Here is a 15,433-nt window from a genome sequence, read left to right on the forward strand (position 1 = left end):
TTAATGAGCTAATAAATTAAAAATTGGTGTTGGATAAACTCCAATTACAATAATGATTATGGCGATAACTGCTAAAACAGCAATAGATCCAAAACTTCCTTTTTTTGCATCTTTTTGTTTGATGTTTTTTACTTCTCCAAACAAAATTTCGCTTGATAATCTTAGTGTATATACTGCCGAAAGAATTACTCCTAAACAAGCAACAACACATAAAACTGGATTATGAGTAAACAATGCAGAAAGCATCATAAATTCTCCAATAAAAGAACTTGTTAATGGTAAGGCTACATTCGCTAAACCAAATACCATAAATAAGATTGATAATGTTGGGTCTACTTTTGCTAATCCTCCTATAGATTTAATATCTGTAAGATGATATTTCTTCTCCATAATATCTATACATAACCATAGACCTAAAACAACTAATCCATGAGAAAACATTTGGAAGTATGCTCCTGAAACTCCATTTTCTAATTCAGAAAATACAGAAACAAAGATTAGTGCTAAGTGAGCAATCGAACTATAAGCAATAATTTTCTTCACATTTTTTGCACTCAATGCAATTAGAGAAGCGTAAACTAATCCGAAAATTGCAATGTATGTAATGTATTTAAATAATTCTGAAACTGTAGGAAATAAACCTAAATACCATGTTACAACGGCAAACAATCCCATCTTCGCCATTAAAGCTGAAAGAACAACTGTAAGTGGTGTTGGTGATGTTTTATAAATTGTTGGTTGCCATGTATGAAATGGGAAAACTGGAATTTTTATAACAAACGCTATCAAAAATAATAAAGCTAGAGCTGTATTTGTTGAATAAGCTGCTGCTGTTACTTGTTGTACATCTGCTAATAAAAATGAAGCTGGTTTTAAATAAAATCCGATATAAATAATACCTCCTAACATAAACATCGATCCTAAAATCGTGTATAAAAAGAACGTCATATTTGCACGTAATTTATCTTTTCCTAATCCAAATAATCCTATTAAGAAATAAACAGGAATAAGAACAACCTCCCAGAAGAAGTAAAATAAAATTAAATCTTGTGCTAAGAAAACTCCATTTAATCCTGCTAAAGTGATTAATAATAATCCGTAAAAAGTGTTGGTATATTTTTGTTTAGTTGTTGCCAAATAAACAAATAATGCCAAGTAAGTAAAATTAGATAAAAGCAACATTAAGCCACCTAAACCTTGAGCATTTAACGCAAAATATGTTTTAACGTTATTGAAGTTGAACCATTCCGCTTTAAAAACTAATTCGTTGTTACCGCTTTTACACGTAACGAAAAAGTAAATAGCAAGCAATGCTCCACCAACGAATGCTCCTAACCATCTTTGTGGTTTTTGACCTTGCATTAATAGCATAAAAACTCCTACTATTAATGGTAAAATGATAAATAAAGATAAAAGCATTCCTAACTTATTTTGAAATTAAATAACCCATAAAAAAGATTGCTATTCCTGCAACAGTTCCAATAACCATTAACATAATATAGAATCCGACATTTCCGTTTTGTAGTTGACGTACATTTTTAGATGCGCGACCAGAAACAGTTCCAACTCCTACAACAAAAGCTGCAATACCTGCTTTCTCTACATATTTTTTCAAGACATCTCCTAATTCAAACAATGGCTTAACTACTGCATTGTCATATAATTCGTCGATGTACCATTTATTTTCAAAGAATTTTGCAATTCCTGTTGCTTCTTCATCTACATAATTTGTGTATTTCTTAATCGCAAAGAAAATTGCTCCAAGCACACAAATTAATAATGCTCCCATCATCATATATTCTGTTGAATGTGCAATGTGGTGAACTTCTTCAATTGATACTACTCCTCCTAAGAATGATTGTAATTTATGTCCATTTTCCATAAATAATGCTGGAATACCAATATATCCTGCAAATACAGATAAAAATGCCAATATAACTAATGGAATTGTCATTGCAGAAGGACTTTCGTGCGGATGAACATGTGTATCACGTAAATCTCCTAAGAAAGTCATTGCATATAAACGGAACATGTAGAATGCTGTCATTACAGAAACTATAAATCCTAAACCATAAACTAATGGATTAGAAATAAACATTCCTAATAACATTTCGTCTTTAGAGAAAAATCCTGATAAACCTGGTATACCTGCAATTGCTAAACATCCTATTAAAAATGTGATATGTGTAATTTTCATGTACTTACCTAATCCTCCCATTTTACGCATATCTTGCTCATGATGCATTCCGTGGATTACAGAACCTGCTCCTAAGAATAATAATGCTTTAAAGAAAGCGTGTGTCATTACATGGAACACTGCAGCAATATAAGCTCCAGATCCAATTGCAGCGAACATTAATCCTAATTGAGAAACTGTAGAATAAGCCAATACTTTTTTAATATCATTTTGGCGCATTGCAATTGTAGCAGTTACAAACGATGTTGCTATACCTACATACTGAATAATTTCTAATGTTAAAGGTGCAGCAGAAAATAACTCATTACAACGCGTAATCATAAAGATACCTGCAGTAACCATTGTTGCAGCGTGTATTAATGCAGAAACTGGTGTTGGACCAGCCATGGCATCTGGTAACCATGTAAATAAAGGTAACTGTGCCGATTTTCCTGTTGCTGCTAAGAATAACAATAATGTAATTCCTGTTAATACAAATCCTGTAAATGCAGATGGATCAACCGCTAATTGATTGAAAACTTTTACATATTCTAATGTTCCAAATTCTTTGAAAATCCAAAACATTGCTAATAAAAACCCTACATCTCCAATACGGTTCATAATAAAGGCTTTCTTTGCAGCTTTGATATATTCTTTATTTGTAAACCAAAATCCGATTAACAAGAAAGAACATAATCCTACTCCTTCCCAACCAATAAACATCATTACAAAGTTATTTCCCATAACAAGGATTAACATAAAGAAGATGAATAAGTTTAGGTATGAAAAGAATTTTGCAAAACCTTTATCTTCGCTCATATAAGCAGAGCTATATAAATGAATTAAAAATCCAACTCCAGTAATTACCAACAAGAATAAACTTGTTAAGGCATCTATCTGGAATGCAAATGGAACTTGCATTGTTGGAAGATTAATAATATTAAATGCTTTAAAAATTAATGGTTGCGCTTCTGCTCCTGAAGGAACAATCATAAAAACCATTATTGATAGTATAAAACTTGCTAATACAGCACCACTTCCTATAAAAGTAACTAAACTTTTAGAAAGTACATTTCGTCCTAAACCATTTATTAAAAATCCTATGAATGGAATCAAAGGAATTAACCATATATACTGCTCCATCCTTATCCTTTTAAACGATTTAACACATTAATATCTACTGAATACACTTTTCTGAATAATAATATAATGACAGATAAACCTACAGCTACTTCGGCTGCGGCAACTACCATAATAAAAAATACTAATAATTGTGCATCGGTTCCTTTTTCTAATGCTGGATTTGCATGATAATGCATTTTAGAAAATGCGACTAACAACAAATTCACCGAGTTTAACATTAATTCTATACACATAAAAATAACTATTGCATTACGACGAATCATAACACCAGCCATTCCTATTGAAAATAGGATTAATGATAAAGTAATATAATAACTAATTGGTAACATGTTTACTTTTTATATTTAATCCAATAATTCTTCATCTTTCTTTGATAACATCACTGCTCCAATCATTGCAGAAATAAACAAAATACTGCTTAACTCAAATGGTAAAACATATTCTGAATATAATAATGATCCTAAGTCATGAATTAACCCTATTTCTCCTGTTCCTAACTCTACAGCTGTATTAGCAGAAGCAGGATTTTGAGCAAAAATTCCGATTGTTAATCCTATAAATAATAAAGAAATTAAACTTGCAGCTAATAATTTAACTGGGCGACCAAAGGAATGTTTTTCGTTATTTAAATTCATTAACATCACCACAAAAAGGAACAATACCATAATGGCTCCTGCGTAAACAATTACGTTAACAATTGCTAAAAATTGAGCATTTAATAAAATATAATGTCCACTAATGCAGAAAAATGTTACAATTAAATATAAAATGGAATGTACAGGATTTTTACTGAATACCATTAATAGAGCACTTAACACCGTTAAGCTCGATAAAACATAAAATAAAATTAGAGATAATTCCATTAGTTAACAGCTTTTTTCGGGATTAATAAATCTTCTTTAGAATAGATGAAGTTTTTACGATTAAAACTTGCTGGTGGAACTGTTTGAGATAAATAAACAGCATCTTTTGGACAAGCTTCTTCACAGAATCCACAGAAGATACAACGTAACATATTAATTTCATATTTCGCTGCATATTTTTCTTCACGGTAAAGATTCTCTTCACCTGGTAATCTTTCTGCCGCTTCCATTGTAATTGCTTCTGCAGGACATGCTAATGCACATAATCCACAAGCTGTACAATTTTCACGATTTTCTTCGTCTCTATTTAAAACGTGTAATCCTCTAAAAACAGGACTAAACGGTCTTTTCTTTTCTGGATAACTAATTGTTGCTTTTTTAGAAAAAAAGTGCTTCAATGTAATCATCAATCCTTTTGCGATAGAAATCAAATAGATACTTTCCCAAAAAGTTAAGGGTTTACGTTCTACTTGTTTTAATCTATTTGTAATTGGTTTCATACTTTTAATAATTTTGATGATTCTACTTGTTTAATAATAAGATTACTAAACCTGTTATCAACATATTAATTAATGCTAATGGTAATAACTTTTTCCATCCTAAATTCATTAACTGATCGTATCTGAAACGAGGAATTGTCCATCTAACCCACATATAGAAAAAGATGAAAAAACATGCTTTTGCAAATAATGATAGGAAATTAAGAATAGCTAATCCATTTACTCCAACTGTATTTACTAATGTTGCATCATCTACAAATGGAATATCATATCCTCCGAAATACAATGTTGAAATAACAACAGAGCTAATAAACATATTTGTATACTCAGCAAATAAATAGAATCCCATTTTCATCGAAGAATATTCTGAATGATATCCTCCAACTAATTCATTTTCTGCTTCAGGTAAATCGAAAGGTGTACGATTTGTTTCTGCGAAAGAACAAACTAAAAAGATTATAAACCCTACTGGTTGTAAAAGAACAAACCAAGCATGGTCTTGTTGATAATGTACAATATCTGTTAATCTCAAAGATCCCGTCATCATTAAAATTGTGATTAACACAATTCCCATTGGTAATTCATACGAAATAATTTGAGATGCTGCACGCAATCCTCCCATTAAGGAATACTTATTATTCGATGCCCAAGCACCAATCATAATTCCGTAAACTCCTAAACTTAAAACTCCTAAAATATATAAGAATCCTATATTTACATCTGCTACTTGTGGAACTACTAAACGATCTCCCCACTCAAATGCTGTACTCCAAGGAATTACTGCTCCTGTCATACATGCTACAATCATGGCTAATGCAGGTCCTAAAACGAACAAGAATTTGTTAGCATCTTTAGGGATAATTTCTTCCTTAGAAAATAGCTTTAAACCATCTGCTAAAGGTTGTAATAATCCAAAAACACCTGCTCTATTTGGTCCAATACGATCTTGTAAAAATGCTGCTACTTTACGTTCTGCCCATGTAGAATATGCAGCCACTCCTAGAGCTAATGCTATCAATATTCCTACTAAAGCCAACTTTTCTAATGCATCAGCAATAAACTCTTCTGTCATCTTTGTTACTATTATTTAAGATTGATTAATCTTTGAAATCTTTACTCGTTGCTGGACCATCTATTTTAGATAAATCTCTATTTGGTTCGTTCACTTTAGAAACCGAATGAATATCTAATAAAATTTTAGGATCTCTTTTGATAACTTTCGGAAGTGTTTCGTTTGGACTAACTTTATTTTCGAAGTAATGACCTTGACGAATAACTGAATCTTTAGAAACTGTTGATGGTTTTTCTAATGTCCAATCGTTAATATCTTTTTTATCGAAACGACAAGTATTACAAATCCAATCTTCTACTTCGTTAAATTCATCTTTACGTGCTGTTACACGATAAACCTCATCTCCACGGAACCAAACTTGTGCTTTTCCAGAACATGTAGGGCAATCTCTATGTGCATCAACTGGTTTTAAAAACCATACACGGTTTTTGAAACGGAAAGTTTTATCTGTTAATGCTCCTACTGGACAAACATCAATTACATTTCCAATGAATTCGTTATCTAAAGCTTTATGAATATGTGTTGAAATTTCTGCATGATCTCCACGATTCATTACACCATGTTCACGGCAACCCGTAATTTGATCTGCAGTTTTTACACAACGGTAACATAAAATGCATCGGTTCATATTCAGTTGAATATTTGGACCTAAATCTTCTTTTGGAAATGTACGACGATCAAATTCGTAACGTGTAGCTTCTGCTCCATGTTCGTAACTTAAATCTTGTAATTTACATTCTCCGGCTTGGTCACAAACAGGACAATCTAAAGGGTGATTAATTAATAATAATTCTACAATTCCTTTACGTGCCTCAACTGTACGTTCTGATGTTTTATTTCCTACAACCATTCCGTCCATTACTGTCGTACGACAAGATGGAACTAATTTTGGCATAGGACGAGGATCTGCTTCACTACCTTTTGATACTTCTACCAAACATGTTCTACAGTTTCCTCCTGTATTTTCTAATTTTCCATAGTAACACATCGCTGGAGGTGCTACTTCTTTACCAATCATACGAGCGGCTTGAAGGATTGTTGTTCCTGCTGGTACTTCAATCGTTTCGTTATCGATGGTAACTTTAAATAATGGTGTTTCTTCTGCCATCTTCGTATTAATTTGCAGTTTCTTTAATCTCGATTGGATCAGCATAATGAGCCAAACCAAAATTGCGTGTTAAACACTCTTCTGGGTTGTTAATATGCCATTCAAATTCATCACGGAAATGACGAATAGATGCCGCTACTGGCCATGCTGCTGCATCACCAAGAGGACAAATAGTATTTCCTTCTATTTTACGCTGTACATCCCATAACAATTCAATGTCAGACATTTTTCCTTGTCCTTCATCAATTCTCTTTAGGATTTTTTCCATCCAACCAGTTCCTTCACGACAAGGTGAACATTGTCCGCATGATTCATGACGATAGAAACGAGCTAATGTATAAGTATGGTAAACAACATCTTGATCTTCATCTAAAACGATAAATCCTCCAGATCCCATCATTGTTCCTGTTTGGAATCCTCCTTCCGATAAACTTTCATAGTTCATGTAACGAGGTTTTCCTTCTGCAGTTGTTAACAATAAATTTGCTGGTACAATTGGAACTGAACTTCCTCCTGGAATACAAGCTTTTAATCTTTTACCGTTTGGAATTCCTCCACAATATTCATCAGAATAGATAAATTCTTCAACCGTAATTGTCATATCAATTTCGTAAACTCCTGGTTTATTAATATTACCACAAGCCGAAATTAATTTTGTTCCTGTAGATCTTCCTACTCCAATTTTAGCATATTCTGCTCCTGTTATATCAATAATTGGAACAATTGCAGCAATTGTTTCAACATTATTTACAACTGTTGGTCTTCCCCATAAACCTTTTACAGCTGGGAAAGGTGGTTTAAGACGAGGATTTCCTCTTTTACCTTCTAAAGATTCTAATAATGCTGTTTCTTCTCCACAGATGTAAGCTCCACCTCCACGTTGAACATAGATTTCTAAATCGAATCCTGTTCCTTGAATGTTTTTACCTAACCATCCTGCTTCTTTAGCTTCATCAATTGCTTCTTCTAAAATTTCAGCAATCCAAGCATATTCTCCTCGGATATATATAAATGAAGTGTTTGAACCTAAACAGAAAGATGAAATTAAAACTCCCTCAATTAATAAGTGAGGAATGTATTCCATTAAAAATCTATCTTTAAATGTTCCTGGTTCAGACTCATCTGCATTAACAACTAAATGTCTTGGAACACCTTCTGGCTTTGCCAAAAAGCTCCATTTCATTCCTGTAGGAAATCCTGCTCCTCCACGTCCACGTAATCCAGAAGTTTTTACTTCTTCTAAGATTTCATCAGTAGTCATTTTAAATGCTTTTTCAGCACTTGCATAACCACCATTTTCGCGATACGCTTGATAGTGACGGATTCCTGGAACATCAATATTTTTTAAGAGTAATTTCTGTCCCATTATGCTAATTTTTTCAATTCCTCTAATAACTCATCAACTTTCTCGATTGTTAAATTCTCTCGATAAGTTTTTCCTAATTGCATCATTGGTGCATAACCGCACGCTCCTAAACATTCTGCTGGTTTAAGTGTAAATAAACCATCTGCAGATGTTCCTCCTGCTTTTATATCTAATTTAGTTTTGATATGCTCTATAATTTTGTCTGAACCTCTTAACATACAAGGTCCTGTTTGACAAACTTCTAAAACATATTTACCAACTGGATTTAAATTAAACATCGAGTAAAACGAAGCAACTTCGTAAACTTCGACTGGTAATATCTCTAAAACTTCTGCAACATAATCTAAGTGAGGTGTATCTAACCAACCTCCAAACTCTGCTTGTGCCACATGAAGTAGAGGAATTAAAGCACTTTGTTTTTTATCCTCTGGATAACGTGCTATAATTTTATTTACTTTTTGTTGTGTCTCTTCTGAAAATTGAACTGCCATTTTTAATATTTTTATATTAAGCATCTAATTCTCCAGCAATCAAATTCAGACTACTCATTGTAATAATGGCATCTGAAATCATTGATCCTTCGATTAATTCTGGATATGCTTGATAATAAATGAAACAAGGTCTACGGAAATGTAAACGATAAGGTGAACGTCCACCATCAGAAATAAAATAATAACCTAATTCACCGTTTGCAGCTTCAATAGAATTATAAATTTCTCCTTTTGGCATCTCTACTTCTCCCATGATAATTTTGAAATGATAGATTAACGCTTCCATTTTTGTGTAAACGTCTTTTTTAAGAGGCAAATAAAAATCTGGTGCATCTGCATGATGTAATTTTGCTTCTTCTCCTTCTAATGCATCAATTTTATCAATTGCTTGTTGTATAATGCTTAAACTCTGCCACATTTCTTGTCCTCTAACTAAGAATCTATCATAGCAATCTCCTGTTGTACCAACTGGAATTTCAAAATCAAATTCTTCGTATCTAGAGTATGGCTTTGCTATACGAACATCGTAATCTACACCTGCTGCACGTAAATTTGGTCCTGTAAAACCGTAATTTAATGCACGTTCAGCTGAAATTCCTCCAACTCCTTGTGTACGATCCATAAAGATTCTATTTCTTAAAAATAAGTTTTCAAACTCTGTTAAGACATCTGGAAACTCTTTTAAGAAAAGATTAATTTTAGTCCATGCAGTTTCAGAGAAATCTCTTTCGAAACCTCCAATTCTACCAATATTTGTTGTTAAACGAGAACCACAGATTTCTTCGTAAATTTCATAAATTAATTCACGATACTTCATCATGTAAAGGAATCCTGTAAATGCTCCTGTATCTACTCCAACAATAGAGTTACATACAATATGGTCTGCAATACGAGCTAATTCCATAATAATTACACGTAAATAAGAAACTCGTTTTGGAATTTCAATTCCTACAAATTTCTCTACCGTCATGTGCCAACCTAAATTATTTAATGGAGCCGAACAATAATTTAATCGGTCTGTTAAAGGTGTTATTTGGTACAGCGGTCTACGTTCTGCAATTTTTTCAAAAGCACGATGTATATACCCAACTGTAGATACCGCAGATTTGATGATTTCACCATCAATCTCTAATATATTTTGAAATACCCCATGTGTTGCAGGATGCGTTGGTCCTAAGTTTAAGGTAATCGTGCTTTTTTCTAATGAACCATCAGGAAGTTCTACGTGTTTTGATTTTTTCGTTTTCTCTTTTCCCATGGTTAGTTTTCTTTAATGTTTAAATTTCCGAAGTTAAAGTTTCCTCCTCTTCCAAACATTTCATCGTCTTTATCTTTACGCGTTTGATCCTCTAAAGGAAACTCTTTACGAAGTGGGTGATAGTCCATTTCTGGTACATTCATCACTCGAATTAAATTTGGATGTCCAATAAAATTCACTCCGAAAAAGTCATAAGCTTCACGCTCTAGCCAGTTGGCTGTTTCGAAAAGTTTTGTTGCTGTAAATATTGATGGATTATCTATTGGTAAGCTAAAGTTTAAACGAAGCTCAACATTTGTATACATATTATATACTAGATAAGTTACCACCATTTCTTCTCCTACTCTATCAGGATAATGAACGGCTGTTAAATCTTTCATGAATTTGAAAGATAATTGCTCATCATCATATAAATATTGAAGAATTTTTAGATTAAAATCTTTATTTGCATAAATAGATAGTACACCAAAACTTTCTTCGTATCCAAAAATATTTTCTTGAAATTTCTGAACCAAACGGTCTTTTATAAATGAATTGTCCATTATTTCAAATTATTTAATTCCATAACTAGCTAAAAGTTGTTGGTATTCATCACTACTTCTACGACGAACACTTTCTGTTTCTACCAATTCTTGAATTCGCATTACACCATCAATAATTGCTTCTGGACGTGGAGGACAACCTGGTACATAAACATCTACCGGTATAACCTCATCTATTCCTTGTAAAACAGAATATGTATCAAAAATACCTCCCGAACTTGCACAAGCTCCAACAGCAATTACCCAACGAGGCTCTGCCATTTGTATATAAACTTGTTTTAGTACTGGTGCCATTTTTTTAGAAATTGTTCCCATTACCATTAATAAATCACATTGACGTGGAGTAAATGCTAAACGCTCTGAACCAAATCTAGCCAAATCGTAAGTAGATCCCATTGTCGCCATGAATTCTATCCCGCAACAACTTGTTGCAAATGGCAATGGCCAAATAGAATTTTTACGCGCTAAACCTACAACTTTAGAAAGTTGCATAGCCATAAAACCCTCACCCTCGAAACCTCCAGGAGATTCTACAACCTTTACATTTGTATTATGTGTTACTGGTCTTTTATTATGAATCATTGTGTAGTTTTTAAATATTTATTACTCTATTTTTCCCAATCTAGAGCTCCCTTTTTACGAACATATAAGTACATCACAAAAAATAATCCGACAAACGTGACTACTGCTGTGAAGCCTTCCCAACCTAATTCTTTAAAATTTGCTGCATACGGATAGAAGAAGATAACTTCCACATCGAACAACACAAAAAGAATAGCAACTAAGAAATATTTAATCGCAAATGGTTGTCGTGCATTTCCTACTTTTTCAATACCTGACTCAAAATTCTCTAATTTTTCATCTGTTTTTCTTGATGGTCCCAAAAAATGAGTTGCGACAATTGTAATTACCACAAAGCCAAAAGCTACAATAAAAAGGATTAAAATAGGAATATAACTTGATGCTGTTTCCATAATTGATTTATATTTTTTCCAACTAAATATTATCGATAAAATTAATAATTATTTATCATAAAGCTTATAAGCTTTAGGAGTCAGCAGATTAAAACTACCATTTGAGATAAAAATAACATTTTTTATCAATTACAGTAAAAGTGTAGATTTTATAAAAAAAGAGAACTAACAACTTAGCTAGTTCTCTTTACTATTTTTGTAATATTGAAAATATTACACCTCTAATATTATTAATTCAATAAATTTAGTAGATTTTTTAGGGCTTCGTGAATAGTTTTCACTTGTTCGAACCTTAAGTACAAGGTAGGATATTCTTCTCCTTTTTTGGGTTGTTTTTCTTTAAAACTTATATTTTTAGCGTTATTTTGGACATAATTTAAAATTAATCTAAATTCTTCAGACTGATAAAATTCGCTCTGTGGCTTGTTAATAAAATAAGCCAAAAGGACTCCATTTTTCATAACTAAACGTTCAATACCTAATTTTTTACAAATCCATTTTAATTGAATAGATTCTAATAAACTTTCTGCTTCTATGGGAAGTTTACCAAAACGATCGATCAAATTACTTCTAAAAGTTGACAAACTTTCTTCAGTTTCGATGTCTGCTAATTCTTTGTATAGCAATAAACGTTCCTCAGAACTTTCGATGTACTCATCTGGTAGCATTATTTGCAAATCAGAATCAATCTGTACGTCAGAAACATAAGATTTAACCTCATTCGATTTTTGATCTTCAAATAAATCTTTAAAATCAGTTTCTTTTAACTCCTCAATTGCTTCATTTAAAATCTTTTGATAAGTTTCAAAACCTATATCCATCATGAAACCTGTTTGCTCGGCGCCTAACAAGTTTCCTGCTCCACGAATTTCAAGGTCTTTCATTGCAATATTAAACCCGGAACCTAAATCAGAAAACTGTTCTATTGCTTGTAATCTTTTACGTGCTTCTTCCGTTAAAACAGAAATTGGAGGCGCAACTAAATAACAGAACGCTTTACGATTACTTCGTCCAACTCTTCCGCGCATTTGGTGTAAATCTGCTAATCCAAAATTTTGTGCATCGTTAATTAAAATTGTATTGGCATTTGGCACATCTAAACCAGATTCTATAATCGTTGTGGATACAAAAACATCATAACGACCATCAATAAAATCTAACAGAACAGCTTCTAAAGCTTTTCCTTCCATTTGTCCATGACCAGTTGCAACACGTGCATCAGGAACTAATCGCTGAACCATTCCGGCAATATCTTTAAGCGATTGCACACGATTGTGAATAATGTAAACTTGTCCTCCTCTTTGCAATTCATACATAATTGAATCTCGAAACACTTCTTCATTAAAACCAACTAATTGTGTTTCTACTGGCTGACGATTTGGTGGTGGAGTTTTTATCACAGACAAATCTCTTGCTGCCATTAACGAAAATTGTAACGTTCTTGGAATTGGTGTAGCTGTAAGTGTTAGTGTATCGATATTCTCGCGAAGCGACTTTAACTTCTCTTTTACTCCAACTCCAAATTTATGTTCCTCATCAACAATTAATAATCCTAAATCTTTGTATTCTATTTTTGGATTTACTAATTGATGTGTTCCTATTACAATATCTACTTGTCCTGATTTTAAACCGTCTAATACAGCTTTCTTTTTTGCACCAGTTACAAAACGATTAAGATAAGCAACTTTTACAGGCAAATCTCTTAAACGTTCTGAAAAGGTTTTAAAATGCTGAAAGGCTAAAATAGTTGTCGGAACCAAGATTGCAACTTGTTTTCCATCTACAGCAGCTTTCATTGCTGCACGAATTGCTACTTCCGTTTTTCCAAAACCTACATCGCCACAAACCAATCTATCCATAGGACGATCAGATTCCATATCAGCCTTTACATCTTGCGTTGCCTTAAACTGATCTGGTGTATCTTCGTAGATAAATGACGCTTCTAATTCGTTCTGTAAATAAGTATCAGGAGAATATGCAAATCCTTTTCTTGCTCTACGCTTAGCATATAATTTTATTAAATCGAACGCAATTTCTTTAACTTTTGCTTTCGTTTTATTTTTAAGATTTTTCCAAGCTGGTGAACCTATTTTAGAAACTTTTGGTTCAACACCATCCTTTCCTCTAAACTTAGCAATTTTGTGTAATGAATGAATATTAACATACAATATATCATTATTAAGGTAAATCAATTTAATTGATTCTTGCATTACGCCATTATTATTTAATCTTACCAAACCAGCAAACTTACCAATTCCGTAATCTATATGTGTTACGAAATCTCCTACTTGCAAAGAATTAATTTCTTTTAATGTAATGGCTTCTTTCTTTGAAAAAGAATTACGAAGATTGAATTTATGGTAACGTCCAAAAATTTGATGGTCTGTATAACAAGCTAATTTTATTTCTTCATCAATAAATCCTTGATAAATAGATCCTAAAACTGGAATATAAGAAACCTCTTTTCCTATATCATCAAATATTTCTTCGAAACGTTTTATTTGATTTTCACTAGAACAGATTAATGCATTTTTAAAACCATCTATCTTATGTTCATTTAAATCATCAATTAATAATTCGAATTGTTTATTAAAACTTGGTTGTGGTTTAAAGGGTGATTCAATAATATCTATGGTTTCAAAATAAGATTGCATCGCAACCTCTATCAATCCAAATGTTGATATTTGATTGAGAAAAGCATTCTGACTTAAAAATAACTGATTAGGTTCTGCTTGTTTTATCTCTCCTTTTAAATTAGAGAAAGATTCTTCAGCGTACTCAAAATTCTTATTGATTTGTTTGGCTAAAACAGCTATATTTTTTGTTATGATTAAACTATCTTTTGAAATATATTCTAAGAAACTTTCTCGCTTTTCATCTATCGCTTTACTTTCTAAATTAGGAATAATTGTAATTTCTTTTGTCGTTGCAATAGAAAGTTGATTTTCTATATCGAATGTTCTTATCGTTTCTACCTCATCTCCAAATAATGAAATACGATAAGGATGTTCGTTAGAAAAAGAAAAAACATCTACAATTCCTCCACGAATAGAAAACTCTCCTGGCTCGGAAACAAAATCTACACGATGAAAATTATATGACGTTAAAATTTCAGTCAAAAATTCAATCCCTAATTCATTTCCTACTTTTACTTTTAGTGTATTAGTTGAAAGCGCTTTTTTTGTTACCACTTTTTCTAAAAGAGCCTCAGCATAAGTAACAACAATTTTTGGTCTTTTAGAATTGGATAAAACATTTAAAACTTCTGTTCTTATTACAACATTAGCATTATTTACTTCCTCTACTTCATAAGGTCGTTTATAAGATGCTGGAAAAAATAAGATTTGATCTTTATCAAATAAATTTTCCAAATCATTCAAAACATAAGCCGCTTCTTCTTTATCATCAAAAATTAAAATTGTATTGCGAGCAACTCTATCATATAAATGACCAGTTAAGATACTTAAACCGGATCCTAAAAAACCTTTAACGTTAACTTTATAATGATGATCTTTCTTGAAATTGGCAATAAGCTTCTGTACGAAATCAGACGAATCGTATAATTCAAAAACATTTTGAATAACTTTTTGTTTCAAAATTTTGTAAATATATAATTAAATGAATGTATTTTTAAATAATATGCATTTAAAATATTATAAAAATACGAATAATCTATTTGTTATATTTTTTGTAAAAAATATTTGTCTAAATTAAAAAAATAATTCTAGCTTTGATTCATCAAAAAAAAGAAAAATGAATTTAGTTCACAACTTTATTAACATTATTATTTTAGTCATTCTTTCGTAAAGGAGTGGTAATTAGTTGTGTACATACAAAATAACAATTAAAGCCACTTCGAGAAGAAGTGGCTTTTTTTATAAGTAAAAATTACAATATCATTATTATGAAAAATTTATTTGTCATTATTATCATTATTATT

At 31.9% G+C, this 15,433-nt stretch carries 14 protein-coding genes; all 14 read right to left on the reverse strand.

Annotation, left to right across the window (positions count from 1 at the left end; genetic code table 11):
* Positions 1-1,419, reverse strand: a complete 1,419-nt coding sequence (locus BUA86_RS11175; protein WP_072932687.1) for a complex I subunit 4 family protein — start codon at positions 1,417-1,419, stop codon at positions 1-3.
* Positions 1,420-1,426: 7 nt separating this feature from the next.
* Positions 1,427-3,319: an NADH-quinone oxidoreductase subunit L gene (gene nuoL / locus BUA86_RS11180; protein ID WP_072932689.1), complete on the reverse strand. Its 1,893-nt coding sequence runs from the start codon at positions 3,317-3,319 to the stop codon at positions 1,427-1,429.
* Between the two features lie 2 nt (positions 3,320-3,321).
* Entirely contained in the window at positions 3,322-3,648 is a 327-nt protein-coding gene (gene nuoK / locus BUA86_RS11185; protein WP_072932691.1) for an NADH-quinone oxidoreductase subunit NuoK, read from the reverse strand.
* Positions 3,649-3,663: 15 nt separating this feature from the next.
* Positions 3,664-4,182, reverse strand: a complete 519-nt coding sequence (locus BUA86_RS11190; RefSeq protein ID WP_072932693.1) for an NADH-quinone oxidoreductase subunit J family protein — start codon at positions 4,180-4,182, stop codon at positions 3,664-3,666.
* Positions 4,182-4,682 (reverse strand): NADH-quinone oxidoreductase subunit NuoI, encoded by a 501-nt coding sequence (nuoI, locus tag BUA86_RS11195; RefSeq protein WP_072932695.1) that lies wholly within the window; start codon positions 4,680-4,682, stop codon positions 4,182-4,184. Before nuoI ends, BUA86_RS11190 begins: the two co-directional genes overlap by 1 nt.
* Before the next feature lie 22 nt (positions 4,683-4,704).
* On the reverse strand, positions 4,705-5,754 hold the full coding sequence (gene nuoH, locus BUA86_RS11200) for an NADH-quinone oxidoreductase subunit NuoH (protein ID WP_072932697.1): 1,050 nt from the start codon (positions 5,752-5,754) through the stop codon (positions 4,705-4,707).
* A 25-nt stretch (positions 5,755-5,779) separates the two neighbouring features.
* Positions 5,780-6,862, reverse strand: coding sequence for an NADH-quinone oxidoreductase subunit G (locus tag BUA86_RS11205; protein ID WP_072932699.1), 1,083 nt, complete (start codon positions 6,860-6,862; stop codon positions 5,780-5,782).
* 7 nt (positions 6,863-6,869) lie between these two features.
* Positions 6,870-8,228: an NADH-quinone oxidoreductase subunit NuoF gene (gene nuoF / locus BUA86_RS11210; protein WP_072932701.1), complete on the reverse strand. Its 1,359-nt coding sequence runs from the start codon at positions 8,226-8,228 to the stop codon at positions 6,870-6,872.
* The gene (locus tag BUA86_RS11215; protein ID WP_072932859.1) at positions 8,228-8,719 is read right to left on the reverse strand and encodes an NADH-quinone oxidoreductase subunit NuoE family protein; all 492 of its coding nucleotides are present in this window, start codon (positions 8,717-8,719) and stop codon (positions 8,228-8,230) included. Before BUA86_RS11215 ends, nuoF begins: the two co-directional genes overlap by 1 nt.
* A 16-nt stretch (positions 8,720-8,735) precedes the next feature.
* Positions 8,736-9,977, reverse strand: coding sequence for an NADH-quinone oxidoreductase subunit D (locus tag BUA86_RS11220; protein ID WP_072932703.1), 1,242 nt, complete (start codon positions 9,975-9,977; stop codon positions 8,736-8,738).
* Between the two features lie 2 nt (positions 9,978-9,979).
* Entirely contained in the window at positions 9,980-10,519 is a 540-nt protein-coding gene (locus BUA86_RS11225) for an NADH-quinone oxidoreductase subunit C (protein WP_072932704.1), read from the reverse strand.
* Positions 10,520-10,528: 9 nt separating this feature from the next.
* Positions 10,529-11,101 carry an NADH-quinone oxidoreductase subunit B gene (locus BUA86_RS11230; protein WP_072932706.1) on the reverse strand — a complete coding sequence of 191 codons (573 nt, stop codon included), beginning with the start codon at positions 11,099-11,101 and terminating at the stop codon, positions 10,529-10,531.
* Between the two features lie 26 nt (positions 11,102-11,127).
* Positions 11,128-11,493 (reverse strand): NADH-quinone oxidoreductase subunit A, encoded by a 366-nt coding sequence (locus BUA86_RS11235; RefSeq protein ID WP_072932708.1) that lies wholly within the window; start codon positions 11,491-11,493, stop codon positions 11,128-11,130.
* Between the two features lie 230 nt (positions 11,494-11,723).
* Positions 11,724-15,089, reverse strand: a complete 3,366-nt coding sequence (mfd, locus tag BUA86_RS11240; RefSeq protein ID WP_072932710.1) for a transcription-repair coupling factor — start codon at positions 15,087-15,089, stop codon at positions 11,724-11,726.
* Positions 15,090-15,433 lie beyond the last annotated feature (344 nt).

The organism is Chishuiella changwenlii, assembly GCF_900142565.1.
GTDB classification, from domain to species: domain Bacteria; phylum Bacteroidota; class Bacteroidia; order Flavobacteriales; family Weeksellaceae; genus Empedobacter; species Empedobacter changwenlii.

What these genes read in the sequence shown, in the direction of transcription:
- nuoI (WP_072932695.1), bottom strand. Translation starts at nt 4,682, where the DNA reads ATGAAACCAATTACAAATAGATTAAAACAAGTAGAACGTAAACCCTTA.
- BUA86_RS11205 (WP_072932699.1), bottom strand. Translation starts at nt 6,862, where the DNA reads ATGGCAGAAGAAACACCATTATTTAAAGTTACCATCGATAACGAAACG.
- BUA86_RS11190 (WP_072932693.1), bottom strand. Translation starts at nt 4,182, where the DNA reads ATGGAATTATCTCTAATTTTATTTTATGTTTTATCGAGCTTAACGGTG.
- nuoL (WP_072932689.1), bottom strand. Translation starts at nt 3,319, where the DNA reads ATGGAGCAGTATATATGGTTAATTCCTTTGATTCCATTCATAGGATTT.
- BUA86_RS11225 (WP_072932704.1), bottom strand. Translation starts at nt 10,519, where the DNA reads ATGGACAATTCATTTATAAAAGACCGTTTGGTTCAGAAATTTCAAGAA.
- BUA86_RS11215 (WP_072932859.1), bottom strand. Translation starts at nt 8,719, where the DNA reads ATGGCAGTTCAATTTTCAGAAGAGACACAACAAAAAGTAAATAAAATT.
- BUA86_RS11235 (WP_072932708.1), bottom strand. Translation starts at nt 11,493, where the DNA reads ATGGAAACAGCATCAAGTTATATTCCTATTTTAATCCTTTTTATTGTA.
- nuoH (WP_072932697.1), bottom strand. Translation starts at nt 5,754, where the DNA reads ATGACAGAAGAGTTTATTGCTGATGCATTAGAAAAGTTGGCTTTAGTA.
- BUA86_RS11220 (WP_072932703.1), bottom strand. Translation starts at nt 9,977, where the DNA reads ATGGGAAAAGAGAAAACGAAAAAATCAAAACACGTAGAACTTCCTGAT.
- BUA86_RS11175 (WP_072932687.1), bottom strand. Translation starts at nt 1,419, where the DNA reads ATGCTTTTATCTTTATTTATCATTTTACCATTAATAGTAGGAGTTTTT.
- nuoK (WP_072932691.1), bottom strand. Translation starts at nt 3,648, where the DNA reads ATGTTACCAATTAGTTATTATATTACTTTATCATTAATCCTATTTTCA.
- nuoF (WP_072932701.1), bottom strand. Translation starts at nt 8,228, where the DNA reads ATGGGACAGAAATTACTCTTAAAAAATATTGATGTTCCAGGAATCCGT.
- BUA86_RS11230 (WP_072932706.1), bottom strand. Translation starts at nt 11,101, where the DNA reads ATGATTCATAATAAAAGACCAGTAACACATAATACAAATGTAAAGGTT.